General features: G+C 67.7%; 23 protein-coding genes. 14 read left to right on the top strand and 9 right to left on the bottom strand.

The annotated features are described in order from the left end of the window. Positions 1–5: 5 nt before the first annotated feature. The gene (locus ACLIJ1_RS03030; RefSeq protein ID WP_411363998.1) at positions 6–1424 is read left to right on the top strand and encodes an N-acetylmuramoyl-L-alanine amidase; all 1419 of its coding nucleotides are present in this window, start codon (positions 6–8) and stop codon (positions 1422–1424) included. Here ACLIJ1_RS03030 and ACLIJ1_RS03025 read toward each other — a convergent pair whose 3' ends face one another. Beyond that, positions 1425–2087, bottom strand: a complete 663-nt coding sequence (locus ACLIJ1_RS03025; protein WP_411363997.1) for a DedA family protein — start codon at positions 2085–2087, stop codon at positions 1425–1427. 47 nt (positions 2088–2134) lie between these two features. Between ACLIJ1_RS03025 and mutL the strand changes: the two genes are divergently transcribed. The 5 genes from mutL (at position 2135) to miaA (ending at position 8024) form a co-directional block, all read left to right on the top strand. Beyond that, positions 2135–4075, top strand: coding sequence for a DNA mismatch repair endonuclease MutL (mutL, locus tag ACLIJ1_RS03020; protein WP_411363996.1), 1941 nt, complete (start codon positions 2135–2137; stop codon positions 4073–4075). Between the two features lie 4 nt (positions 4076–4079). Beyond that, positions 4080–4787, top strand: coding sequence for a GNAT family N-acetyltransferase (locus ACLIJ1_RS03015; RefSeq protein ID WP_411363995.1), 708 nt, complete (start codon positions 4080–4082; stop codon positions 4785–4787). A 32-nt stretch (positions 4788–4819) separates the two neighbouring features. Beyond that, positions 4820–5662: an alpha/beta hydrolase gene (locus ACLIJ1_RS03010; RefSeq protein ID WP_411363994.1), complete on the top strand. Its 843-nt coding sequence runs from the start codon at positions 4820–4822 to the stop codon at positions 5660–5662. A 174-nt stretch (positions 5663–5836) separates the two neighbouring features. Next, a complete protein-coding gene (locus ACLIJ1_RS03005) occupies positions 5837–7072 on the top strand; it encodes a Bcr/CflA family efflux MFS transporter (RefSeq protein WP_411363993.1) in 1236 nt (411 codons plus the stop codon). Then, positions 7062–8024: a tRNA (adenosine(37)-N6)-dimethylallyltransferase MiaA gene (gene miaA, locus ACLIJ1_RS03000; protein WP_411363992.1), complete on the top strand. Its 963-nt coding sequence runs from the start codon at positions 7062–7064 to the stop codon at positions 8022–8024. Before ACLIJ1_RS03005 ends, miaA begins: the two co-directional genes overlap by 11 nt. A gap of 18 nt (positions 8025–8042) precedes the next feature. On the opposite strand, the gene ACLIJ1_RS02995 is transcribed toward miaA, so the two are convergent. Next, positions 8043–10058, bottom strand: coding sequence for a DUF1566 domain-containing protein (locus ACLIJ1_RS02995; RefSeq protein ID WP_411363991.1), 2016 nt, complete (start codon positions 10056–10058; stop codon positions 8043–8045). A 124-nt stretch (positions 10059–10182) separates the two neighbouring features. Here ACLIJ1_RS02995 and ACLIJ1_RS02990 point away from each other — a divergent pair, with 124 nt between their 5' ends. Beyond that, the gene (locus ACLIJ1_RS02990) at positions 10183–10869 is read left to right on the top strand and encodes an ABC transporter ATP-binding protein (RefSeq protein WP_411363990.1); all 687 of its coding nucleotides are present in this window, start codon (positions 10183–10185) and stop codon (positions 10867–10869) included. Here ACLIJ1_RS02990 and ACLIJ1_RS02985 read toward each other — a convergent pair. The 6 genes from ACLIJ1_RS02985 to ACLIJ1_RS02960 form a co-directional block, all read right to left on the bottom strand. Further along, entirely contained in the window at positions 10854–11045 is a 192-nt protein-coding gene (locus ACLIJ1_RS02985) for a hypothetical protein (protein ID WP_411363989.1), read from the bottom strand. The two genes, ACLIJ1_RS02990 and ACLIJ1_RS02985, sit on opposite strands and share 16 nt — an antisense overlap. A 240-nt stretch (positions 11046–11285) precedes the next feature. Beyond that, a complete protein-coding gene (locus tag ACLIJ1_RS02980) occupies positions 11286–12446 on the bottom strand; it encodes an ROK family protein (protein WP_411364776.1) in 1161 nt (386 codons plus the stop codon). Positions 12447–12578: 132 nt separating this feature from the next. Then, positions 12579–13031 carry an RbsD/FucU family protein gene (locus ACLIJ1_RS02975; RefSeq protein WP_411363988.1) on the bottom strand — a complete coding sequence of 151 codons (453 nt, stop codon included), beginning with the start codon at positions 13029–13031 and terminating at the stop codon, positions 12579–12581. A 12-nt stretch (positions 13032–13043) separates the two neighbouring features. Continuing rightward, the gene (locus ACLIJ1_RS02970) at positions 13044–13835 is read right to left on the bottom strand and encodes an ATP-binding cassette domain-containing protein (protein ID WP_411363987.1); all 792 of its coding nucleotides are present in this window, start codon (positions 13833–13835) and stop codon (positions 13044–13046) included. 2 nt (positions 13836–13837) lie between these two features. Continuing rightward, entirely contained in the window at positions 13838–14797 is a 960-nt protein-coding gene (locus ACLIJ1_RS02965) for an ABC transporter permease (protein WP_411363986.1), read from the bottom strand. Positions 14798–14920: 123 nt separating this feature from the next. Further along, positions 14921–15910 (bottom strand): sugar ABC transporter substrate-binding protein, encoded by a 990-nt coding sequence (locus ACLIJ1_RS02960; RefSeq protein WP_411363985.1) that lies wholly within the window; start codon positions 15908–15910, stop codon positions 14921–14923. A 172-nt stretch (positions 15911–16082) separates the two neighbouring features. Here ACLIJ1_RS02960 and ACLIJ1_RS02955 point away from each other — a divergent pair, with 172 nt between their 5' ends. The 7 genes from ACLIJ1_RS02955 (at position 16083) to ACLIJ1_RS02925 (ending at position 23896) form a co-directional block, all read left to right on the top strand. Next, the gene (locus tag ACLIJ1_RS02955) at positions 16083–17087 is read left to right on the top strand and encodes a PfkB family carbohydrate kinase (protein ID WP_411363984.1); all 1005 of its coding nucleotides are present in this window, start codon (positions 16083–16085) and stop codon (positions 17085–17087) included. 108 nt (positions 17088–17195) lie between these two features. Next, a complete protein-coding gene (gene zwf / locus ACLIJ1_RS02950) occupies positions 17196–18668 on the top strand; it encodes a glucose-6-phosphate dehydrogenase (protein WP_411363983.1) in 1473 nt (490 codons plus the stop codon). Positions 18669–18670: 2 nt separating this feature from the next. Beyond that, positions 18671–19363, top strand: a complete 693-nt coding sequence (gene pgl / locus ACLIJ1_RS02945; protein ID WP_411363982.1) for a 6-phosphogluconolactonase — start codon at positions 18671–18673, stop codon at positions 19361–19363. Positions 19364–19376: 13 nt separating this feature from the next. Then, positions 19377–21212, top strand: a complete 1836-nt coding sequence (gene edd / locus ACLIJ1_RS02940; protein ID WP_411363981.1) for a phosphogluconate dehydratase — start codon at positions 19377–19379, stop codon at positions 21210–21212. Between the two features lie 16 nt (positions 21213–21228). Then, positions 21229–21867, top strand: a complete 639-nt coding sequence (locus ACLIJ1_RS02935; protein ID WP_411363980.1) for a bifunctional 4-hydroxy-2-oxoglutarate aldolase/2-dehydro-3-deoxy-phosphogluconate aldolase — start codon at positions 21229–21231, stop codon at positions 21865–21867. 35 nt (positions 21868–21902) lie between these two features. Then, on the top strand, positions 21903–23510 hold the full coding sequence (gene pgi, locus ACLIJ1_RS02930) for a glucose-6-phosphate isomerase (RefSeq protein WP_411363979.1): 1608 nt from the start codon (positions 21903–21905) through the stop codon (positions 23508–23510). After that, positions 23510–23896 carry a methylglyoxal synthase gene (locus ACLIJ1_RS02925; protein WP_411363978.1) on the top strand — a complete coding sequence of 129 codons (387 nt, stop codon included), beginning with the start codon at positions 23510–23512 and terminating at the stop codon, positions 23894–23896. The genes pgi and ACLIJ1_RS02925 overlap by 1 nt, the downstream gene beginning before the upstream one ends. On the opposite strand, the gene ACLIJ1_RS02920 is transcribed toward ACLIJ1_RS02925, so the two are convergent. Further along, the gene (locus tag ACLIJ1_RS02920) at positions 23865–24230 is read right to left on the bottom strand and encodes a DUF3592 domain-containing protein (protein WP_411363977.1); all 366 of its coding nucleotides are present in this window, start codon (positions 24228–24230) and stop codon (positions 23865–23867) included. The two genes, ACLIJ1_RS02925 and ACLIJ1_RS02920, sit on opposite strands and share 32 nt — an antisense overlap. Positions 24231–24303: the final 73 nt, after the last annotated feature.

Below are 24303 nucleotides of genomic sequence, written 5' to 3'. Positions count from 1 at the left end.
GACGCATGACCGAACCCGTTCACCACCCCGACCGCCGCCGCCTGCTGAAGGCGGGCACGCTGGTGCTGCTGATCGGCGCGCCGCACCTGGCCCACGCAGGCCGCGTCATCGCGGTGCGCATCTGGCCGGCGCAGGACTACACGCGCGTCACGCTCGAATCGGAAGGGGAGCTCAAGGCCCGCAAGACCGAGGCGAACGAGACGCGGCTGACGGTCGAGATCGAAGGCATCGACCTGCTGGACGGCATGCGCGAGCTGATCGGCAAGCTGCAGTCCGACGACCCCAACATCGCCGCGATCAAGGTCGCGCCGGTCGGCCCCAACCTGGCGCGGCTGACCATGGACCTGAAGAAGCCGATCAAGCCGCAGGTATTCAATCTCCAGCCGGTCGCGGCCTACGCCCACCGCCTGGTGTTCGACCTGTACCCGGTGCAGACGGTCGATCCGCTGGAAGAACTGATCCGCCAGCGCGCGTTGGCGGTGGACGACGCCTCGGCCCGCGCGGCAGAGCTGCTGGGCGCCGAACTCAAGGCGGGCACGCCCTCCACGGCGCCCGCAGCCGCCGACGACCCGCTGGGCGACCTGATCGCCGGGCGCGGACGCCCGACACCGCCGAAGAACGCCGACGCCAGCAAGACCGCGCCCAAGGGCGACACCAAAACCGAAGCCAAGGTGGACAGCAAGCCTTCGGGCGGCGGCAAGACCGAGCGGCTGATCATCGTGGCGCTCGATCCGGGCCACGGCGGCGAAGACCCGGGCGCCACCGGCCCCGGCGGCACGCAGGAAAAAGACGTGGTGCTGCAGGTCGCGCAAAAACTGCGCGAGCGCATCAACGCCACCAAGGTCAACGGCAACCCGATGCGCGCCTACATGACGCGCGACGCCGACTTCTTCGTGCCGCTGGGCACGCGGGTGCAAAAGGCCCTGCGCGTGCGCGCCGACCTGTTCATCAGCATCCACGCCGACGCCTTCCTGACCCCCCAACCGCAGGGCGCCAGCGTGTTCGCGCTGAGCACCAAGGGCGCCAGCAGCGCCACCGCACGCTGGATGGCCAACAAGGAAAACGCGGCCGACCTGATCGGCGGCATCAACACCAAGGTCAAGGACGCCACGCTGCAGCGCACCCTGCTGGACATGAGCACCACCGCGCAGATCAAGGACAGCCTCAAGCTGGGCAGCGCAATGCTGGGCGAGGTGGGTCGCGTGGGCAAGCTGCACAAGGGCAGCGTGGAACAGGCAGGCTTTGCGGTGCTCAAGGCGCCCGACATTCCGAGCGTGCTGGTCGAGACCGCCTTCATCAGCAACCCCGACGAAGAGGCGCGGCTGCGCAGCGACGACTACCAGGAGAAGCTGGCCGATGCCCTGCTCAAGGGCATCGTCAAGTACTTCGCGGCGAATCCGCCGCTGGCCAGAAAACAGGTGTGATCAGGCCTCGGCCGCCAGACGCGCCTTCTCGGCGCGGTGCGCGCGCCAGGCGCCGAAGCCCGCGATCAGGCCCGGCACGATGATCAGCGCCCAGATGATCTTGGACAGGTTGGCCTGCACCCAGGGCAGGTTGCCGAAGAAGTAGCCCGCCGCCGTCAGGCCGATCACCCACAACGCGCCGCCGGTCACATCGTAGAAGGTGAACTTGCTGCGCGTCATCTGCGCCACGCCGGCCACGAAGGGCGCGAACGTGCGTACGAACGGCATGAAGCGGGCCATCACGATGGTGATGCCGCCGTAGCGCTCGTAGAAGTTGTGGGCCTGGTTGAAGGCGTTCTTGTTGAAGAAGCGCGAGTTCTCCCACTGGAACACCTTGGGCCCGAAATACCGCCCGATGGTGTAGTTGGTCTGGTTGCCCAGGATCGCCGCCGCCAGCATCAGGCCAGCCGCCACCGGATACTCCATCAGCCCCGCGCCGCACAGCGCGCCGACGATGAACAGCAGCGAGTCGCCCGGCAGGAAGGGCATCACCACCAGTCCTGTCTCGACAAAGATGATCAGGAACAGCAGCGCATAGACCCAGTTGCCATAGGTTTGCACGAAGGCCTGCAGGTGTTTGTCCACATGCAGCACGAAGTCGAGAAGGTAGAGGGCGAATTCCATAACCCTCGATTATCCCCGGCCCTCCCGGGTCATCCCCGGCGCCTAGAATGCCCCGGGTGAACGCCCCTCACCCTGCCCCCCGACGCCCCATTCGAGAACTGCCCGACGAGCTGATCAGCCAGATCGCCGCCGGCGAGGTGGTCGAGCGGCCGGCCTCGGTAGTGCGCGAACTGGTGGACAACGCGCTGGACGCGGGCGCAGCCCAGATCACCGTGCGCCTGCAGGCCGGCGGCATCCGCCTCATCAGCGTCGAGGACGACGGCATCGGCATCCTGCGCGACGAACTGCCCACCGCGCTCAAGCGCCACGCGACCAGCAAGATCGCCAGCCTGCGCGACCTCGAAGCCGTGGACACCATGGGATTCCGCGGCGAGGCGCTGGCCGCGATCTGTTCGATCGCCGAGGTCTCGGTATTGACCCGCACCGACGAAGGTGCGTCGCATGGCTGGCTGCTCGACGGCCGCAGCGGCGAACTGCAGCCCACCGCCCGCGTGCGCGGCACCACGGTCGAGGTGCGCGAACTTTTTTTCGCCACGCCCGCGCGCCGCAAGTTCCTGAAGTCAGAAAGCACCGAGCTGGCCCACTGCATCGAGGCCGTGCGCCGCCACGCGCTGGCCCGGCCCGAGGTCGGCTTCGCGATCTGGCACGACGGCAAGCTGGTCGCGCAGTGGCGCGCGGTCGCGCCCGACCTGGCCGGCGGCGAGCATGTGCTGGACGCGCTGCGCCGCCGCCTGGCCGATGTGCTGGGCGAGGAGTTCATTGAACAGGCCGTGGCCGTGAACTGGCCGGCCGATGACGCGCCCGGGGCGCTCGGCAGCAGCGACGGCGTGCAGCGCCTGCGCGTCTGGGGATTCGCGGGTGTGCCCGACGCGGCGCGTTCGCGTGGCGACTGGCAGTTCGCCTATGTCAACGGCCGATTCGTGCGCGACAAGGTCATCACCCACGCCGCGCGCAGCGCCTACGAAGACGTGCTGCACGGCCACCGCCAACCGGTCTACGCGCTCTACGTGAGCATCGACCCGACACGGGTCGACGTGAACGTGCACCCGACCAAGATCGAGGTCCGTTTCCGCGACAGCCGCGAGGTGCACCAGGCGGTGCGGCACGCGGTCGAAAGCGCATTGGCCGCACCGCGTTCGGGGCAGGCCCCTGCGGCCCCGGTCCCCTCCGCCATGCCCGCCGAGCCGGACACCAGCTTCCTCGCCGCCCTGCCGCGCCAGCAGCCCCTGCCCTGGCGGCCGGACACGCCGCAGGTTGGCCAGCGGGTGAGCGACCTCGAAGCGCTCTGGCGACCCAGCGAGCGGATCAGCGCGCCGCTGGACGTACCCGACATCCGCCGCGCCGAGCCGGTGTTCCCGCCCGGCCCGTCTGGGCAAGCGGCCCCGGCGCCACTGCCCGACGGCGAGTGGCCACTGGGCCGCGCGGTAGCGCAACTGCACGGCGTCTACATCCTGGCCGAGAACGCGCAGGGGCTGGTCGTGGTCGACATGCACGCCGCCCACGAGCGCATCGTCTACGAGCGACTCAAGCAGCAACTCGACGCCCACCAGATCAGCAGCCAGCCGCTGCTGATCCCGGCCACCTTCGCCGCCACCCCCGAGGAAGTCGCCACCGCCGAGTCCACGGCCGAGGTGCTGGCCGCGCTCGGCCTGGAGGTCGTGCCGTTCTCGCCAAAGACGCTGGCGGTGCGCGCGGTGCCCACGACGCTGGCTGCGGGCGACCCGGTCGAACTCGCGCGCAGCGTGCTCGCCGAACTCGGCCAGCACGACGCCTCGACCGTGGTTCAGCGCGCGCGCAACGAACTGCTGGCCACCATGGCTTGCCACGGCGCGGTGCGCGCCAACCGGCGCCTGACGCTGGACGAGATGAACGCGCTGCTGCGCCAGATGGAAGTGACCGAACGCAGCGACCAGTGCAACCACGGCCGGCCAACCTGGCGCCAGTTGGGCATGAAGGACCTGGACGCGCTGTTCCTGCGCGGTCGGTAAACCCATGGCAACGGACGATCCGGCCCTGCTGCACCACATCTTCTGGCGCTGTCTGGACGGTCCGCACCGCGACCTGTCGGCAGCACAGGGCGGCGCGCGCCGCTACCGCGCCGGTTATTCGCCCATCGCCGCCTTCGCCGATCCGTCGGCGCCGGATCTCGACAGCCTGGCCGCGCTGAGCGCATCCGGCGAGTCGTTCTACGTCGCGGGCTGGGACGGCGCCTGTGCGTCGGGGGACTGGCTGATCGAGGTCGACGCGACCATGGTCTGCATGGCCTGGGACGGCGGGCCGGTGCCCGAACCCGCCGCACTGTCCTGCCGCCCGCTCGGCGCCGACGACCTGCCCGCCGTGATGGCGCTGGTGGATCTCACCCGACCCGGTCCGTTCGGCCCGCACACGCTGTCGATGGGCGAGTTCCTCGGTCACTTTGCTCCGGACGGCACGCTGGTCGCGATGGCCGGCGAACGCACCCGGGCCGGCGCCTGGCACGAAGTGAGCGGCATCTGCACCCATCCGGAACACCAAGGCAACGGCCTGGGCCGCGCGCTGACCCACGAGGTCGTGCGGCGCCAGTTGCAGCGCGGTGAACGCCCATTCCTGCATGCCATGGCCAGCAACGAGACCGCCCGCGCCATGTACCGCCGGCTGGGATTCCGGGAACGGCTGGAGACGCCGGTACGGGTGCTGCGGCGCACCGGCGAGCGCCATTGAACTTTTGCCGCCCGGCCGCGTCTTTCCATGCGATGAAACGCCTGCTCGCCCTCCTGCTGCTTGCCGCCGCCGCGCTCTCCGGCTGCGCCAACCTCGACGAACGCCAGCGCGGCTGGATCTTCCAGCCGTCCGACCGCACCTGGTGGCGCGGCGAAGAAGCGGCGCAGGGCATGCAGGATGTGTGGATCGATTTCGCGTCGCAGGAAACCGGCGAGGCGGCGCGGCTGCACGGCCTGTGGGCCGCGAACGAACACTTCGCGAAAGACCCGAGGGCGCCCGTGCTGCTTTACCTGCACGGCGCGCGCTACAACGTGGTCGGCTCGGCCTTCCGGGCACGACAGATGCAGGCGCTGGGCTTCTCGGTGCTGGCGATCGACTACCGGGGCTTTGGCAAGAGCTCGCCCGCCCTGCCCTCCGAAACCATGGCCTACGAAGACGCCCGCGCCGCCTGGGACTGGCTGGCGAAGCAGTACCCCGACCGGCCACGCTACATCTTCGGCCACTCGCTGGGTGGCGCGATCGCGATCGACCTGGCGGCCCGGGTGCCCGACGAGGCCGGCACCCTGGTCGAAGGCACCTTCACCTCGATTCCCGACGTGGTGGCCTCCTACAGGTGGGGCTGGTTGCCCGTCGGGCCGCTGATCACCCAGCGTTTTGACGCGATCGATCGCGTGGCACAGATCGGCTCGCCGCTGCTGGTGGTGCACGGCAGCGAAGACGCCACGATCAAGCCCGAGCTGGGCAAGCGGCTGTATGACGCGGCGACGGGGAAGAAAAGCTTCGTCCTGGTGGAAGGCGGTTCGCACCACAACACCAACACACTGGGCCTGCCGCAGTACCGGGTGGCGCTGGCCGAGCTGTTCGGGATGAGGTGATCCCCCCTGCGCCGCCTGCGGCGTCACCCCCCAGGGGGCGATGCGAGTGGCCCGGCCAAGCCGGTTCCACCGCATCCTGGACGCGGGCACGTCGCGCCGGAGATGCTGTTGGGTCGGCCGTGACCGTTGAGGCCATCTGCTAACCTCAATCAGATGTCCGCCTCCCGTTCCACAATGTCCCCCGGCCTGATCGTGCTGGTGCTGTCCCTGCTGCTGGGACTGCAGCCTGTCACCACCGATCTCTACCTGCCCGCCCTGCCGTCGATCACCCGGGGATTTGGCGCCGGCATGCCGCAGGCCCAGCTGACACTGACCGCGCTGTTGCTGGCCTTCGGGCTCTCGCAACTGGTCTGGGGCCCGCTGTCGGACCGCTTCGGGCGACGGCCAGTGCTGCTGGGCGGCACGGCGCTGTATGTGTTCGCGGCGGCGGGCAGCAGCTTTTCGGCGTCAATGGAGCAGCTGATCGTCTGGCGCGTCCTGCAGGGCATCGCGATGGGGGCGGGCGTGATGTGCGCGCGTGCCGTGGTGCGTGACCTGTTCGCGCCGGTCGATGGCGCGCGGGTGATGTCCAAGGGACTGACCGGCCTGGGGGTGATCGCCTGTGCCAGCGCGCCGGTGGGCGGGCTGCTGGCGGACCTGTTCGGCTGGCGTTTCGCGCTCGGCGCACTGGCCGTGTTTGGCGCCGGCACGCTGGCTTTGCTGGCCTGGCGCTTCGAAGAGACGCTGGCGCAGAAGAATCCGCGCGCGCTAGAGCCGCTGATGCTGCTGCGCACCTGGGGCACGATCGTGCGCCACCCGACCTTCTGGGCCTTCACCCTGCTCTCGGCCACTTCCTATGCCGGCCTGTTCACCTTTCTCGCCGCCTCGTCCTTCGTCTTCATCGGCGTGCTCGGCCTGGGCAAGACGGCCTACGGCCTGCTGATGCTGGTGATGTCGCTGTCGTACATCGTCGGCACCTTTGTCTGCCGCCGGTTGCTGCCGAGCCTGGGCGTGCGGCGCACAGTGGCCATCGCCGGTGCCTGCACGCTGGTGGCGGGCAGCACCATGGGACTGCTCGCCCTGGCCGGCATCCAGCACCCGGCCGCGATCCTCGGCCCTTTCATCCTGTTCATGCTCGGCCACGGTGTGCACCAGCCCTGCGGCCAGAGCGGCGCCGTCGGCCCGTTCCCGCAGGCGGCCGGTGCCGCATCGGCCATGAGCGGCTTCCTGATGATGGTCACGGCCTTCTTCATGGGCGGCTGGCTGGGCAAGAGCCTGGCCGAGAACCCCGGCAGCGTGCGACCGCTGACCGACGGCCTCTGGTTCTGGAGCGTGCTGATCGCGCTGACCGCCTGGACGCTCGTGCAACGGCATGGAGAGGTGAAGACCCCGCCCGTGCGCGCCACGACCGGAGCCGCCGATGTCCGCTGAGCCGTTGCGCTGCATCGCCATCGCGGGTCCCACGGCCAGCGGCAAGAGCGCCGCAGCCCTGGCCATCGCAAGGCGCTGGCCGGTCGAGATCATCAGCGTCGACTCGGCCCTGGTCTACCGCGGCATGGACATCGGCACCGCCAAGCCGACGCCGGCCGAACTCGCGGCCGCCCCGCACCACCTGATCGACATCACCGACCCGCTCCAGGCCTACAGCGCGGCCGAGTTCGTGCGCGATGCGCAGCGCCTGATCGGCGAAATCGCCGCGCGCGGCCGCACGCCGCTGCTCGTTGGCGGCACCATGCTCTACTTCAAGGCGCTGATGCAAGGCTTGGACGACATGCCCCGCGCCGACACCGCCGTGCGCGAACGGCTTGAAGCCCGGGCCAAAGCACTTGGCTGGCCCGCCATGCACGCCGAGCTCGCGAAGGTCGACCCGGTGACGGCTGCCCGGCTCGCACCCGCCGACAGCCAGCGCATCCAGCGCGCGCTGGAAGTCTTCGAGGTCTCGGGCCGGCCGATCTCCAGCTTCCAGACCGGCAACCAGCGTGCGGCCAGCAACCCCATTGCCGACGGCGCCTTCTTCAGTCTCGAACCAGCCGACCGCGCCTGGCTGCACGAGCGCATTGCGCAACGTTTCGACGCCATGTTGGCGCAAGGCCTTGTCGACGAAGTGCGCAGCCTGCGCGCCCGCGGCGACCTGAACCCCGACCTGCCCTCGATGCGTTGCGTCGGCTACCGCCAGGCCTGGGAGGCTCTGGACACGGCGGGCGATGCGCCGCTGACATCCGCCCAACTGGCCGAACTGCGAGACCGCGGCATCTTCGCTACCCGCCAGCTTGCGAAACGCCAGATCACCTGGCTGCGCTCGATGCCGCAGCGGCGCGTGATTGCCTGCGATGCGCCCGACGCTGAGGATCGTCTGTGTGAGGGTGTCGACAGGTTGCTATAGCGTCTCTGAAACCGTTGTTCAGGGATGGACCCGTGTGAGACGGACAAAACCGGCGCGGTCACGGGAAACCAGTCCGATGGAAGCGGACGGGAGTCCGGATACGGTGTTCTGAAAACCCACCTGGTACGCCGGCGTCTTGACCAAGCCACTCAACGGGTCAAGCACTGGCGCACCATACACAGACCCTGACCAAAACGCCAGGTTCTGCCCGGGCAATGCATTGGTCGGAGTCACGTCGGCCCACGTGAACGGCTGTCCAGGAGCAACATCCCAGCGCTGCAGGGACTGCAGTTCCTTGACTCCCGGCATCCGCCAACCAGGACGGTTGATCGCCAGTGACAGCGCGCCATAGAGGTCAAAGGTCAATGGCTGACCGGAACAGGCCACGCCGTTCCAGATCTGTCCCTCGAGACAGCGGCGCCACTGCAGCTGGGTCACATTGTCGACCAGTGCATTGTTGGACTGGTCTCTGCCATAGGGCAACGAGATCACGGAAAACCGGCTGGCTTCCGACGTCTGCGGCCCGCGGACCAAAACGATGCTGAACTTGCCATCCGAGGAAAACGTACCGGCCGCTTCGATCGCACGATAGCGCACGTCCAGAACAGGCTTGATGAAATCTGCCGCGGTCAAGGAGCTGGGGAAGGTCGTGACCGACACAACCCCTTGCACGGGCAGTGATTGCGTCTGGCCTTGACCGTTGATCGTGTCGTGATTGAAGGCCACGCTGTCCGCTGTCAGGTAGCGTCCATCGAACAACGGAGGAAACTCCAGCCAACGATGGCCGAAGTGCATCACATTGATGAGCTCTGAAGCTGACGGAAGTCGCCAGTCGTTGAACCCGCAATGGGACTGCGCATTGACCGCCGCAATGAACCCGACGCTGTTCTCCGAAGACGCGATCTCCAACGCCGACGGCTTGCGAGGAACATATGAAATGCTGCCCGTACCGGTCGAGGTCATCACCTGGTATTCGTCACTGCCCGTCAGGTGGGTGACCCTCAGCGTGTTGTCGTGCAAGCCTGAATAGGCCTTTTTCTCCCAGACCAGGCCGGTGATGGAGTCTCGTGCGCATTCACCGAGAGATTCGAAACGCTCGGTGACCATGAACTGCGGCGCCGGGCGCCGGCCATCGACTTGCGCGGCAGTTGGCAAAGCGTCGGGCATCGCGCAACCGGTGTCGTAAAGCCCCGTCGGTCCAATGCAGGTGTCGGTCCGACTGTTGGTCACGCTGGAGCCCTGCCACGGAATGCCGTCGGCGCGAACATAGTAGGCAATGCCTTCATATTCCATGTAGGGCGCTGTGGCCACCTGCTTCAGGCGCTCCTCTTCGCTGGTGGTGTAGAAGTGGGTTGAGGAGGCCGTATTGAAGAAACGGTGCACTGGCATCCAGCCCGGCCCTGCATGGGTGGTCGCCCACCAGGCAACTCCCTCGAAATTGAAGTACTCAGCGTAGTTCGTCCTCACGTAGTACATCTCTTCGCTGTCGATGGTGTAGAAGTGCGTGCCTGTGTAGATGCTGTAGAAGCGATACACGGGGCTTCGAGGTACGTCGAAGTCGGGCAACACATAAAAGGCTCGCCCCTCGAGACTGAACTGGGGCAGCGTGGCGCTGATGGCGTCGCGCTCTTGATCGGACATCGTGTAGAAGTGGACACCGGTACTGTTGTTGAAGAACCGGTACACAGGCAACGGCTGCCGGCTGAAATCCTTGGTGCTTCCGCTGTATGCAGCGAAACCCGAGGCCAGGCGCCGATTTCCCATGAGCGACTCGGGGTCGCTGGCGTGCTTTCCATTGAAGAACTTGGAGAGTCGCTGCTGCATTCGGACTCGATCCACGCCCTCCACCGGCTTTCCGTACGATGAATTGCCGATCCCAGAAGCCTGACCGTTGATCAGGTCCTGGCCTGAGGCATCCGCCCAGACAGTCTTCGCATTGGTTGCCGGCTGCAGTGAAGGTCCTTCTGCACCACCACCGCATGCCACCATCACACCGCTCACCAGCGCGCACGCCATCCATTTCCAAGCCGTCATCTGTCCCCCTGTCAGTGGGTCAACAGCGACTCCACTCTGGAGACAACATTTTGTATCAAGGCCAGTCATCTGTCAGTTCCGCCGACGTGCTGCCCTAGAGAAGCCCCTCATCGACAATGCATACATGAGCCTCGTTCTTCATCAACTCGGCAAGCGCTACGGCGATACACCCGTCTTCTCCAACGTCTCGCTCACGGTCGCACCGGGCGAGTTCGTCGCCATCGTCGGCGAGTCGGGCGTGGGCAAGTCCAGTCTGCTCAACTGCATGGCGGCGCTGGACGACTGGAGCGAGGGCTCGATCACCCACGACGGTGTCGACCTCGGCACGCTGGGCGAGGTGCCGCGCGCGCACTGGCGGCGCGAGCACCTGGGTTTTGTGTTCCAGGCTTTTCATGTCCTGCCGCACCTGGACGTTGCGCAGAACGTAGGTCTGCCGCTGTTGCTGCTGAACCGGCCCGACCCCGCGCGTGTGGAGCAGATGCTGGATGCCGTCGGGCTGGCGGGGCTGGGCGGACGGTTGCCGGCGCAGCTCTCAGGGGGGCAGCTGCAACGGGTGGCGATTGCGCGGGCGCTCGTGCACCGGCCGCGGCTGCTGCTGGCGGACGAACCCACCGGCAACCTGGATCCGTCGACGGCGGCACTGGTGATGGACCTGCTGGAACAGCAGGCGGCTGAAAGCGGCGCCACGCTGATCCTGGTGACGCACTCGGCGCACGCCGCTGCGCGGGCGAGCCGGGTGCTGCACCTCACGGCAGATGGACTGCGGCTCTCACCGCAGGCCAGTCTCTCGACCGGTCAGACGCCGCGGTAGCAGACCCAGATGTAGGCCTGCGTGCCATCCGGCTGGTCCGTGAGCACCCAGTGGCATTTGACGCCATGGCCCTGGCTGAACGTGCTCTTGGCCATCGCTGGCAGTGTGGCGCCAACGGCCAGCAGACCGGCGACCAGTGCGAGCGACAGGCGACGGAACAGACGTGTGTGTTGCATGTAGGTTCTCCTTGGGTGGTTGGGGTGTTCCCGTCGGCCCAAGCCGCTGCGGGTAACACTTTCCCGCAACATCCGGGCCCGCAGGCCCGCCAGCAGGGGAGAACCGCATGGCCTTGATTTTGTGTGACTTTTTCCCACGCGACGCAAACGATTGTTCGCGCCGATCGGGGCTTCCGGGAGAAATGCCCCACCCAATGGGGCTGGATGACCCACCCACAGCCCAAGGGCAGTGGGTTCCAGTTACACCTTGAGAAACAGGTCGCGGTCGGGGGCGAAGGTGGCGTGCAGCGGTAGCAGCGCCCCTCCCAGGGCGCGGGCGTCGGAGCCGATGGTGCCGAGTTCGAGCCGGGGCATGGCCTGCAGACCTTCCTGGTTGTATGCCTTGAGTGCGTCGCCGGTGCGCATCCAAAGATCGCGCAACAGGTCGGGCGCCACCACACCGTCGATCACCACCGCTTCGACATCAAGGAAGGCGGTACCGGCCACGATGCAGTGTGCCAGCGCCAGCGCCGCGCGGTCCACCCACTCGCGGGTGTAGGGGAGCCAGGGTTCGAACAGCGCGCGCGCGTCGTAGGCCGCCATCGGGTCCAGCGCATGCTCGCGAAAGCGCTGTTCCAGGTCCCACAGCGAGGCCTGACTGATCAGCTGGGGCGGCAGCTCGCGCTGGTAGCGCGAGTGCGCCACCTGCAGCGGCAGCGAGGCGACGGCACCGGCGTTGCCGTTGGCGCCGCGGTGCAGGTGCGAGTCGATCACCAGACCACCGCCGACAAAGGTGTCCATGAACAGGTAGAGAAAACTGTGCAGGTCGCGACCGCGCCCCTGCAGCAGTTCGGCCACACAGGCGGCCGAAGTGTCCTTGGCGAAACTCACCGGCAGATCGGTCATGCCCTGCACTTCCGCCGCCAGGTCGAGATGGCTCCAGGCGTCGGACTGGGCTTCGGTCAGGCCCAGCATGCGGTGCCAGCCGCCGAGCTGGAACGGCGCGGCCACGCCGACCCCGACCACGCGGCTGCGCATCGGGCCCAGACCGTCGAGCAGGCGATTCAGGTTGGTTTCGATCGCCGGCAGCAGCACGGCTGCATCGGGGAACGGGTAATTCAGCGACAGGCGCTTGCGCACGCGACCGAGAAAATCCACCAGCAGCCAGTCTGCGCTGCGGCGGCCGATCTTGATGCCGACCGCAAACGCGCCGTCGGGGTTCAGGCCCAGCGGCACCGAGGGCTGGCCCACCTTGCCGCGCACCGGCGCTTCGCGCACCAGCAGCTGGTCTTCGTCCAGCCGCGCCGTGATCAGGCCGATCGTCTGTGCCGTCAGCCCGGTCAGGCGCGCCAGTTCGGCCTTGGGCGCGCTGCCGTGCACGCGCAGCGCCTGCAGCACCACGCGGTCGTTGAACTGGCGCATGCCGATCTGGTTCGACCCGCGCTGGCGCAGGCGCGGCGCATCCGCCGCCTCCACGCCCGATTCGGGCGCGTTCGGTTCGACAGGTTCCTGGACAAGTTTGTCGTCGATCACGGGCGCGGAGTGTGACATGGTTCAGGGACGCAGCGCCTGTCCGAGCACGCCTTTGCGCAGGATGAAATTGCCCCAGGGTTCCAGTTCGCCGGTGACGACGATGGCGTAGGCCTTCTTCACCCGCTCGTAGAAAGCGTAGCGCTCGACCGCTTCGGCCTGCCCTTCGCGCATGCCGTGGCGTTCCAGCACCGCCAGCGTCTCGCGCTGCAGGGCCGAGCGGTAGCCGGCGTCGGTGCCGCCGACCTGCATGTACGCGACCGGATGGTCCACGTCCTCGGCCAGCGGCAACACGCTGGCGACGGCGTCGACGGTGCGCGCCATGCCCACACCGGGCAGGCGCAGCACCGTTTTGCCGGCGCCCAGGCTCATGGCGGTGAAGTTGGCGTCGGCGAGCACGACGGCGTCGTCGTGCCCCATCTCGGCCAGCAGCTTGAGCAGCTCCGGGCTGAGCAACGGATCAATGCCTTTGAGCATGGGGTTCCGTCCTCAGGCGAGGCATTCCGGCGGCAGGGTCGACGGATCGCGCGCACCCGTCATCACGGCCACCGTATCGCTCATGCTCATGTTCTTGGGATTGACCACGCAGGCCCGCTTGCCCAGGCGGGCAATGTGGATGCGGTCGGCGATCTCGAACACGTGCGGCATGTTGTGCGAAATCAGGATCACGGGCAGGCCCTTGTCGCGCACACGGCGGATCAGTTCCAGCACCATGTTGCCTTCCTTCACACCCAGCGCCGCCGTCGGCTCGTCCAGGATCACCACGTGCTGCGCGAAGGCGGCGGCGCGGGCGACGGCCACGCACTGGCGCTGGCCGCCCGAGAGCGTCTCGACCGCCTGCGTCATCGAGCGGATGCCCACCTTCAGGTCGGCCATGCGCTGCACCGCCGTCTCCAGCATCTTCTTCTTGTCCAGCATGCGCAGCGTGCTGCCCAGGAAGCCTTCGCGGCGCATCTCGCGGCCCAGGAACAGGTTCTCGGCGATGGTCATCGCGGGGGCGACGGCCAGATCCTGGTAGCAGCACTCGATGCCGGCGCGGCGCGCGTCGATCGGGGTGTTGAAATGGATCTTCTGGCCGTCCAGGAACATCTCGCCTTCGTCGGGCACAGTGGCGCCCGAGAGGCACTTGATCAGGCTGGACTTGCCGGCGCCGTTGTCGCCGATCACCGCCAGGATTTCGCCGGCGCGCAGTTCGAAGTCGGCGCCGTCGAGGGCGGTGACCTGGCCGTAGCGCTTGACCAGGCCCTTGGCCTGCATCACGAGTTTGGGTGAAGTGCTCATGATCAGCGAGCTCCCTTGCGAGACAGTTGGTCCACGGTCACGGCGATGATGACCAGGATGCCGGTGATCAGCACCTGGTACACCGACGAGACCCCCATGAGCGTCAGGCCGTTGCGCAGCACGCCCACCACAATCGCACCGACCAGCGAGCCGAGCACCACGCCGCGGCCACCGAACAGGCTGGTGCCGCCCAGCACCACGGCGGTGATGGCGTCCAGGTTCTCGGTCTGGCCCGCGTTGGGGTCTCCCACTTCGGTGCGCGCCACCAGCAGCATCGAAGCGATGCCGTAGAAGATGCCGGCCAGCACATAGACCCACAGCAGCACGCGCTCGGTCGGGATGCCGACCAGACGCGTCGCTTCGGGGCTGTTGCCGACGGCGTAGACATGTCGGCCCGAGGCGGTCTCGCGCAGCCAGAACCAGGCGCCCAGATACAGGGCCATCATCAGCACGGTGCCGTAGGCCACCGGCGTGCCGGCGATGTCGAAGGTGCCGCCCAGTGCCGTCATGAACGGCGGCAGGTTGGAGACCGTCTGCGCACCGGAGTAGAGCTGGGTGATGGCAAAAGCGATGTTCATCGTGCCTAGGGTGACGATGAAGGAAGGCAGCTTGATGCGGGTGACCAGCAGGCCGTTGATCAGACCGAAACCGGCCGTGACGCCGATGCCGCAGAGGATGGCCAGCGGGGCGGGCATGCCCAGTTCGACCGCGAACTTGGTCATCACGATGCTGCCCAGGGCCATGACCATGCCGCAGGAAAGATCGATGCCGGCGGTCAGGATGACCAGGGTCTGGCCGATGGCGATCACGCCCACGACCATGACCTGCTGGAGGATCAGCGCGAAGTTCGCGCCGGTGAAAAAGTTGTCGGTCGTCATGCCGAAGATCGCACACGCGATCACCAGGGCAATGAAGGGACCCATCTGACTGATTGGCGGCAGTCTGTCCTTGAAAGAGCTCATGGCGAGTTCCCCGGAAAAGAGCGAAGAAGAAAAGAAAAAGGGCGCCCTTGCCGCGCCGGGACACATGGTTCCCGGTTCAGAGGGGCGCCCCTGGCGCCGATTTGGCGACGAGAGAAAGAAGGATTACTTCTTGTCGCCCCAGCACAGTTCGGTGCCGATCTTGACGTCCTTGCTGTCCACGCCGGCCACGGCCTTGTTGGCGATCAGGGTCACGCCGGTGTCGACGTAGCCCGAAGCCTTCTTGCCACCCTTGGCGTACTCGACGCCAGCGGCCACGCCCATGGAAGCCATCTTCAGGGGGTACTGCTGCGAGGTGGCGGCGATCACGCCCTTGCCCACATCGGCCACGCCGGCGCAGCCGCCGTCGACGGACACGATGATCACGTCCTTGTCCTTGCCGGCCTTCTTCAGTGCGTTGTAGGCACCGGCGGCAGCGGGTTCGTTGATGGTGTACACCACGTTGATCGACGGATCCTTCTGCAGGCAGTTTTCCATCGCGGTCTGGCCCTTGGCCTGGTTGCCGTCGGTGTCGGCGGCGCAGACGGTTTCAGCGGTGGACGACAGTTCGTTGGACTTGGCGTCGTTGGCCTTCAGGCCGAAACCGCTCATGAAACCGTTGTGGCGCTGGGCACCGACGGGGTGGCCGGGGAACAGGTCCAGCATGGCGATCTTGGCGGGCTTGCCACCCAGGGCGGCCTTGGCGTACTGGCCGATCAGGATGCCGGCCTTGTAGTTGTCGGTGGCGAACAGGGCGTCGGCGCCGTCGAACGGGCTGTCCAGGGCGATCACTTGCACGCCCTTGGCCTGAGCCTTCTTGACGGCCGGGATGATGGCGTCGCCGGAGGACGTGATCAGGATGGTCTTGGCACCGGCGGTGACCATGTTTTCGATGGCGGTGATCTGGGCGGCGGTGTCACCGTCCTTCTTGCCGGCGGCGCTCATCAGCTTGGCGCCAAGCTTCTTGGCTTCGGCCTGTGCGCCTTCCTTCATCTTCACGAAGAAGGGATTGGTTTCGGTCTTGGTGATCAGGCCGATGATGGGCTCGGCGGCGAAGGCGGAGCCGGCGGCCAGGGCGGTGGCGGACAGAACGAAGATGGAAGCGATTTTTTTCACAGATGTCTCCTGAGGAGGATGGATGGAGTCAGACGTTGTTGAACCAGGTTTTCTCTGCGTCCGGGACTTCGGGTATTTCCGAGTCTGGCTGCGGAGTGGCTGAACTATAGTTGGAACAGGTTTAATAAATCAACTGGATTTAGTTATGGTTTTCCCTAGCCCCAACCCACCGATGCCCAACACCCCGATCACCGTCGCGACCGCTGGCGAAGCGCTGATGGACATGATTCAGGAGGCCGACGGCCGCCTGCGCCCCTGCGACGGCGGCGCCGTCTACAACCTCACCCGTGCGCTGGGTCTGCAGGGCGTGGGCACGCTCTATCTCAACCCGTTGTCGCAGGACCGTTTCGGTCGCGGCCTCGCCCACGCCATCGCACAGGCCCGCGTCACCCTGGCCCATCCCGAGCCGGCGCACGAGCCGACGTCACTGGCCGTGGTCAGCCTCGACGAAGCCGGCAAGGCCAGCTACAGCTTCTACCGCGAAGGCGTGGCCGACCGCCGTGTCGACGCCGCGACGATGGCCGCGCAGTGTGCGGCCCAGCCAGCGCTGAAGATGGTGGTCACCGGCTGCCTGGCCCTGGTGGCCGACGACTCGCACAAGTACCTGCCATGGCTGCAGGCCCAGCGCGCCGCGGGCAAGCTGGTGGTCGTGGACGCCAACCTGCGCCCGGCCATCGTGCCCGACATGGCCGCCTACCAGGCCAGCGTCATGGCCGCGTTGGGCGAGGCGGACATCGTCAAGGTCAGCGACGACGACCTGAGCATCCTCGGCTTCACAAACCCGGACCCACTGGTCGCCGCACGCGAGTTGCTGGCGAAGACGCCTGCCCGCTGGCTGGCCCTGACCATGGGCGCCAAGGGTGCGGTCATCCTGGCGCGCGACGGAGGCGCCTGGCAGGCCGCCGAGTCGCAGGCGGTCAAGGTCGCCGACACCGTGGGTGCGGGCGACAGCTTCCTGACCGGCATGCTGGTCGCGCTGCTGGACCGACCTGCGATGCGCGCCGCGAACACGGCGGCCGAACTGGCGCTGGACGCCAGCGACATCGAGGACCTGCTGGCCAACGCGATCGCCTGCGCCAGTCTGTGCGTGATGGAGACCGGTTGTGTGCCGCCGACGCGGGAACAGGTCTTGCAACGCCTGGCCAACGGCCGGCCGTTTTTCAAGCCGCTGGCCTGAGCGCCCCGCCGCGGTGCGCATGCCGTCTGCAGGGTCTGCTGCAAAAAGTACCCACGATGTAACTTAATTACCATAAACTCCGCCCACCAAAGGTAACCAGGTTCAACCATGGCCACTTCCCCCACTCCCCTGCCCGCCGCTGCGCTGGACCTCGTCATCTTCGGTGGCGTGGGCGACCTGTCGGTCCGCAAGCTGCTGCCCGCGCTCTACATGGCGCACCTGCACAACAACCTGCCCGAGCAGACCCGCATCCACGCGCTGGGCCGCCAGACCTGGGACCGAGCCGCCTTCCTGCACTTCATCCAGGAAAAAGTGCGTGGCTTCATCGGCGAGAAGGCGTACACCGACGAGGCATGGGCCACGTTCGTGCGCCGTCTGACCTACACCTGCGTCGACGCCACCGACGCCGCCAGCTTCCTGGATCTCAAGGCCGAGATGCAGCCCGGCTCCGACCGCGTCTACTACCTGGCCACCGCGCCCAGCCTGTTTGTCGGCATCTGCGCGAACCTGCATGGCGCCGGCCTGATCGACGAGCGCGCCCGCGTGGTGCTCGAAAAGCCGCTGGGCCACGACCTGGCCTCGGCGCGCCAGATCAACAACGACGTGGCGCAGTACTTCGAGGAACAGCAGGTGTTCCGGATCGACCACTACCTGGGCAAAGAAACGGTGCAGAACCTGATGGTGCTGCGCTTTGGCAACAGCATCTTCGAGCCGCTGTGGCGCAGCCCGCAGATCAAGAGCATCCAGATCACCGTGGCCGAGAGCGTGGGCGTGGGCAGCCGCGCCGGCTTCTACGACGGCACTGGCGCCATGCGCGACATGGTGCAGAACCACCTGTTGCAGCTGCTGTGCATCGTGGCGATGGAACCGCCGGTCTCGCTGGACCCGGACGCCGTGCGCGACGAGAAGCTCAAGGTCCTGCGTTCGCTGCGGCCGATGACGATCGCCGACGTGGCCAGCGACACCGTGCGTGGCCAGTACACCGCCGGCGCCTCGGGCGGCGAAGCTGCCGTGGGCTACCTGCAGGAAGAGAACATCCCCGAAGACAGCGGCACCGAAACCTTCGTCGCGCTCAAGGCGCACATCAACAACTGGCGCTGGGCCAACGTGCCGATCTTCCTGCGCACCGGCAAGCGCCTGGCCGCGCGCCAGTCGGAGATCGTGATCGAGTTCGCCGAACTGCCCTTCACCATCTTCAACGACTCGGCCCACAAGTCGGTCAACCGCCTGCTGATCCGCCTGCAGCCGGAGGAACACATCCAGCTGCAGATGATGGCCAAGGAACCCGGCAGCGGCATGAAGCTGCGCCCGGTCAAGCTCGACCTGGACCTGCAGACCGCCTTCACCGGCCGACGCGCAGAAGCCTACGAGCGCCTGCTGATCGACGTCATCAAGGGCCGCCTGACGCACTTCATGCGCCGCGACGAGCTCGAAGCCGCCTGGGCCTGGGTCGAACCCATCATCGACGGCTGGCAGCAGCTGGGCGAAAAGCCCAAGGCCTACACGGCGGGCAGCTGGGGCCCCGCCGCCTCTTCGGCGCTGATGGCGCGCGAAGGCTCGTCCTGGGTCGAGGAATCCTGAACATGGCCGTGACCGAACACCCCGGTGCGACGCCGGCCAGCATCGCGGCCCACATCGCCGACGCCCTGCGCGCCGCCATCGCCGCGCGCGGCCAGGCCAGCCTCGCGGTCTCGGGTGGCAAGTCGCCGATTCCGGTGTTCGAGGCGCTGCGCGACGCCGCGCTGGACTGGTCGAAGGTCACCGTGGTGCTGGTCGACGAGCGTGTCGTGCCGCACGACCACGCCGACAGCAACACGGCCCTGGTGCGCCGGCACCTGCTGCAGGGCGCGGCCGCGGCCGCCCGCTTCCTGCCCTTCTTCGGCGAGCTGCCCATGCAATTCAACGCCGAAGTGCTCGACGCCCTGGTCGCCGACGCCCAAGCGCGCATCGCCGACCTGCCCTGGCCGCTGGACGTGGCCGTGCTCGGCATGGGCGAGGACGCCCACACCGCGTCGCTTTTCCCCGGCGCCGCCGGCTACGCCCGCGCAATCGCCACCGATCAGCGCCTGGCCTGGGTCGTCCCCGACACGGCGCCGCATGCACGCATCTCCTTCACCCTGAGCGCCCTGCTCGCCGCGCGCGAACTGCTGCTCTCCATCGCCGGCGAATCCAAGGTCGTCGTCTACCGGCAAGCCGCGCTCTCGCGCGAAGAAGCCATGCCCATTTCCCTCGTCCTGCACCAGGACCAGGCCCCGCTGAGCGTCTGGATCGCCTGAACGGAACACCCCCATGAACGCCCCTCTTCACTCCACCCTCGCCCGCGTCACCCGGCGCATCATCGACCGCTCCGCCGACCTGCGCGGCCAGTACCTGCACACCGTCGAGACCTCGGCCAAGGCGGGTACCCAGCGCGCCGGCATGGGCTGCGCCAACATGGCCCACACGACGGCCGCGATGCCGTCCAACGACAAGCTGCGCATCCACGCCGAGAAGGCGCCGCACCTGGGCGTGGTCACCGCCTACAACGACATGCTCTCGGCCCACCAGCCGTATGAGCACTACCCCGAGCTGCTGCGCGCGCATGCCCGCTCACTCGGCTTCTCGGCCCAGGTCGCGGGCGGTGTGCCCGCCATGTGCGACGGCGTCACGCAGGGCGCGGCCGGCATGGAGCTCTCGCTCTTTTCGCGCGACGTGATCGCGCTCTCGACCGCCGTCGCGCTCTCGCACAACGTGTTCGACGCCGCGCTGATGCTCGGCGTCTGCGACAAGATCGTGCCCGGCCTGTTCATGGGCGCGCTGCAGTTCGGCCACCTCTCGACGGTGTTCGTCCCGGCCGGCCCGATGACCACCGGTCTGTCGAACGACGCCAAGGCCAAGGTGCGCCAGCAGTACGCGCAGGGACTGGTCGGCCGCGACGCGTTGCTGGAAAGCGAAGCCGCCGCCTACCACTCGCCCGGCACCTGCACCTTCTACGGCACCGCCAACAGCAACCAGATGCTGATGGAAATCATGGGCCTGCACCTGCCGGGTTCTTCCTTCGTGAATCCGGGCACAGAGCTGCGTGAAGCGCTGAGCAAGGCCGCGATGGACCGCGCCTTCGCCAACACCGGTCGCACCGGCCAGCCGGTGGTGCGCCTGGCGGACATCGTGAGCGAGAAGGCCATCGTCAACGGCATCGTCGGCCTGCTGGCCACCGGCGGTTCGACCAACCACACCATCCACCTGATCGCGATGGCGCGCGCCGCCGGCATCCTGATCGACTGGGACGACTTCGCCGAGCTCTCGGGCGTGATCCCGCTGCTGGCCCGCGTCTACCCCAACGGCAAGGCCGACGTGAACCACTTCCACGCCGCGGGCGGCATGGGCTTCCTGATGCAGGAGCTTCTCAACAACGGCCTGCTGCACGGCGACGTCAAGACCGTCATGGGCGACGGCCTGGCGGCGTACACGCAGGAGCCCTGGCTCGACAACGGTGCGCTCGCCTGGCGCCCGGTGCCCGCGACCAGCGCCGACACCAGCGTGCTGCGCCCGGTCAGCGAACCCTTCAGCGCCGACGGCGGCCTGCGCCTGCTGCAAGGCAACCTGGGCCGCAGCGTGGTCAAGGTCTCGGCCGTCGCGCCCGAACACCGCGTGGTGCGCGCGCCTGCCGTGGTCGTGAGCGACCAGCAGGACCTGCTCGCTTTGTTCAACGCCGGCAAGCTGGAGAAGGACCTGATCGCCGTCGTGCGCTACCAGGGCCCGCGCGCCAACGGCATGCCCGAGCTGCACAAGCTCACGCCCCCGCTGGCCGTGCTGCAGGACAAGGGCTTCAAGGTGGCGCTCGTCACCGACGGCCGCATGAGCGGCGCCTCGGGCAAGGTGCCGGCCGCCATCCACCTGAGCCCCGAGGCGCTGGCCGACGGCCCGATCGCGCGCGTGATGGACGGCGACATGATCACACTCGACTGCGAGCGCGGCGTGCTGGAAGTCGAAGTCGACGCCGCCACCTTCGCTGCCCGCCCGGTGCACCACCCCGACCTCAGCCACAACGCGCACGGCACCGGCCGCGAGTTGTTCGGCCTGTTCCGTGCACACGCGAGCACCCCCGAATCCGGCGCATCCCCGCTGTTTGGCGACCGCCCCTGACCTGGACCCACACACCATGACCACCACCTGCTTCTCCCGCCCTGCCTTCAAGTCCCGCGTCGTGCCCGTGATCGTGCTGGCCGACCCGGCGCATGCCGTGCCGCTGGCGCACGCGCTGCTCGAAGGCGGCATCGACGTCATGGAGATCACGCTGCGCTCTGACGCCGCGCTCAAATCCATCGAAGCGGTGGCCAAGGCCGTCCCGCAGATGCACCTGGGCGCCGGCACCGTGACCCGCGTGGCCGAGGTCCAGCAGGTGATCGACGCGGGCGCCACATTCGCACTTTCGCCCGGCGCGACCGACCAGCTCGTCAGCACCGTCAAGGCCGCCAACCTGCCCTTCATTCCCGGCGTGATGACACCTGGCGAAGTCATGCACCGCCGCGAACAGGGCTTCTCGCTGATGAAGCTGTTCCCCGCGCAGCAGGCCGGTGGCCTGGGCATGCTCAAGGCTTTGGGCGCACCGATCCCCGACGTGATGTTCTGCCCCACCGGCGGCGTCAGCCCCGAAAACCTCAAGGACTTCCTCAAGCTGCCCAACGTGGCGATGGCCGGTGGCTCCTGGCTGACCCCGGCCGATGCGCTGGCGGCCGGCGACTGGGCGCGCATCACGAAGCTGGCGCGCGAGGCGACCGAGCTGGCCGCGCAGGTATAAACAGCGCACTCCCTCTGGCCACACCGACCCAGACCATGTCCCATACCAATCCCACATCCCTTCCCGCCTGGCAACGTCTGGCCGAGCTCGCCGCCCTGCCGCAGCCGCACCTGCGCGAACGTCTGACCCAGCCCGGCCGCGACGCCATGCAGGCCACCGCCGACGGCACCGGCATCCGCGTCGACTTCACCCGCCAGGCCTTCGACGGCGCGATCTGGTCGGCGCTGCTGTCGCTGGCAAAGGAGGCGGACGTGGAAGCCCAGCGCGACGCGATGTTCAAGGGCGACGTCATCAATACCAGCGAGCAGCGTGCTGTGTTGCACGTCGCCCTGCGCGGCACACCCGGCGCGACCGGCAACAACGCTCCCTGGGGCGGCGAAGTCCAGCAGCTGGTGCAGAGCGAACTCGACCGCGTCTGCGCCTTCGCCGAGCGCGTGCGCGCGGGTGACGTGAAGAGCAGCACCGGCGCCGCTTTCACCGACGTGGTGAACATCGGCATCGGCGGTTCGGACCTCGGCCCGCGCATGGCCGCCGACGCACTGGCGCCGCTGTGCAGTGACGGCCCCAACGGAAAGGTCGGCGTTCTGCGGGTGCACTTCGTCAGCAACCCGGACGCCTGGGCCCTGTACAGCACGCTGCGCGGCCTGGACCCGAAAACCACAATGGTGATCGTCGCCAGCAAGACCTTCACCACGCAGGAAACCATGACCAACGCCGCCAGCGCCCGCCGCTGGCTGGAAGACGGCGGTGTCACCGGCGCAGCCCAGAGCGCGCACCTGGTCGCCATCACCGCCGCGCCGCAGAAGTCGGGCGCCGCCGGCTACCCGGCCGAACACACCTTCACCTTCTGGGACTGGGTCGGCGGCCGCTATTCGGTCTGGTCCGCACTCGGCATGCCGCTGGCGATGGCCATCGGCGCCAAGGCCTTCCGCGAGTTCCTCGCCGGTGGCCAGGCCATGGACGCGCACTTCCGCTCGGCGCCACTGGAGCAGAACCTGCCCGTCATCCTTGCGATGAGCGGCGTCTGGAACCGCAACTTCCTGAACTGCCCGACGCAGCTTCTGAGCTGCTACCCCAGCCGCCTGGTGCGTTTTGCGCCCTTCGTGCAGCAGATGGACATGGAAAGCAACGGCAAACGCACGCGCAAGGACGGCCAGCCCGTCGAGGCCGGCACCGGCCCCATCCTCTGGGGCGGCCTGGGCATCGACGGACAACACGCCTACTTCCAGCTGCTGCACCAGGGCACGCACCGTGTGCCGGTCGAGTTCGTCGGCGTCGAGACCGAAGACACCGCCCTGCCGCTGGCGGCCGAACACCACCGCGTGGTCAACCTCAACCTGCGCGCGCAGTCGCAGGCCCTGGCCGTCGGTCGCAATGCCGCCGACACCCTCAAGGCCCTGATGGCCGAGGGTCAGACCGTCGAACAGGCCGAGCCCTTCGTGAGCCAGCGCAGCTTCGAAGGAAACGTGCCCAACAGCGTGCTCTGGATCGACCAGCTCACCCCGCACCGCCTGGGCGCGCTGATCGCGCTGTACGAACACAAGGTCTTCGTGCAGGCCGCCGTCTGGGGCATCAACGCCTATGACCAGTGGGGCGTGGAGCTGGGCAAGACGATGGCGAAGTCGATGGAAAAGCAGGCCTGATGCGCATCGCCCTCGTCGCCCACGACCGCAAGAAGGACGAGATGGTGGCCCTGGCCACCGAGTTCGCGGCCCTGCTCCAGCAGCACACCCTCATGGCCACCGGCACCACCGGCGGCCGGCTGCAGAACGAAGTGGGCCTTAACGTCGAACGCCTGCTCAGCGGTCCGCTGGGCGGCGACCTGCAGATCGGCGCGCGGCTGGCGATGGGGCAAGTCGACGCCGTCGTGTTCCTGCGCGACCCCATGACCGCGCAGCCTCACGAACCCGACATCAATGCGCTGGTGCGGGCGTGCGACGTGCACGACGTGCCGTGTGCGACGAACGTCGCGACGGCGCGGGTGCTGCTGGACAGCATCACCACCGCCAGAGATAGAAACCGGCAGTGATCACCATGGCGGCGCAGAGAAAGAGCACACTGCGCCAGCCCGGTCGCAGCAGCAGACTCTTGTGATGCCGGCGAGGGTTGTAGAAGACGTCCACCGCCCCTGACGCGTCCGCCTGCACCAGCCTGGGCAGCAGCAGTGCCGTTTTCCTGAAAGCACCAGAAGCGGACATCTTCCAGACGGAGATCTCTCTGCCCCGATGCTCCACGCCATCGACACGGTAGCGGTACAGCGCCAACGGCACATGGTCCTGATCGCCGGAGCCCGACTCGGGAGTGCCTAAAGGCCGCATGCCCAGCTCCAGCAACTGGCCCTGGGTGCTGGGCCAGCGACGCACGCGCAAGACGTGCTACAACGACCCCGCCAGCACGGTCAGCACGTAGACCGTGGCCCAGAAATGGATGCCCTGC

Origin of the sequence: Hydrogenophaga sp. RWCD_12 (genome assembly GCF_046604225.1) — a bacterium.
Classification (GTDB): Bacteria; Pseudomonadota; Gammaproteobacteria; order Burkholderiales; family Burkholderiaceae_C; genus Hydrogenophaga.
The sequence above is the reverse complement of the archived record's forward strand: the minus strand, read 5'-3'. Positions and strand labels throughout refer to the sequence as shown.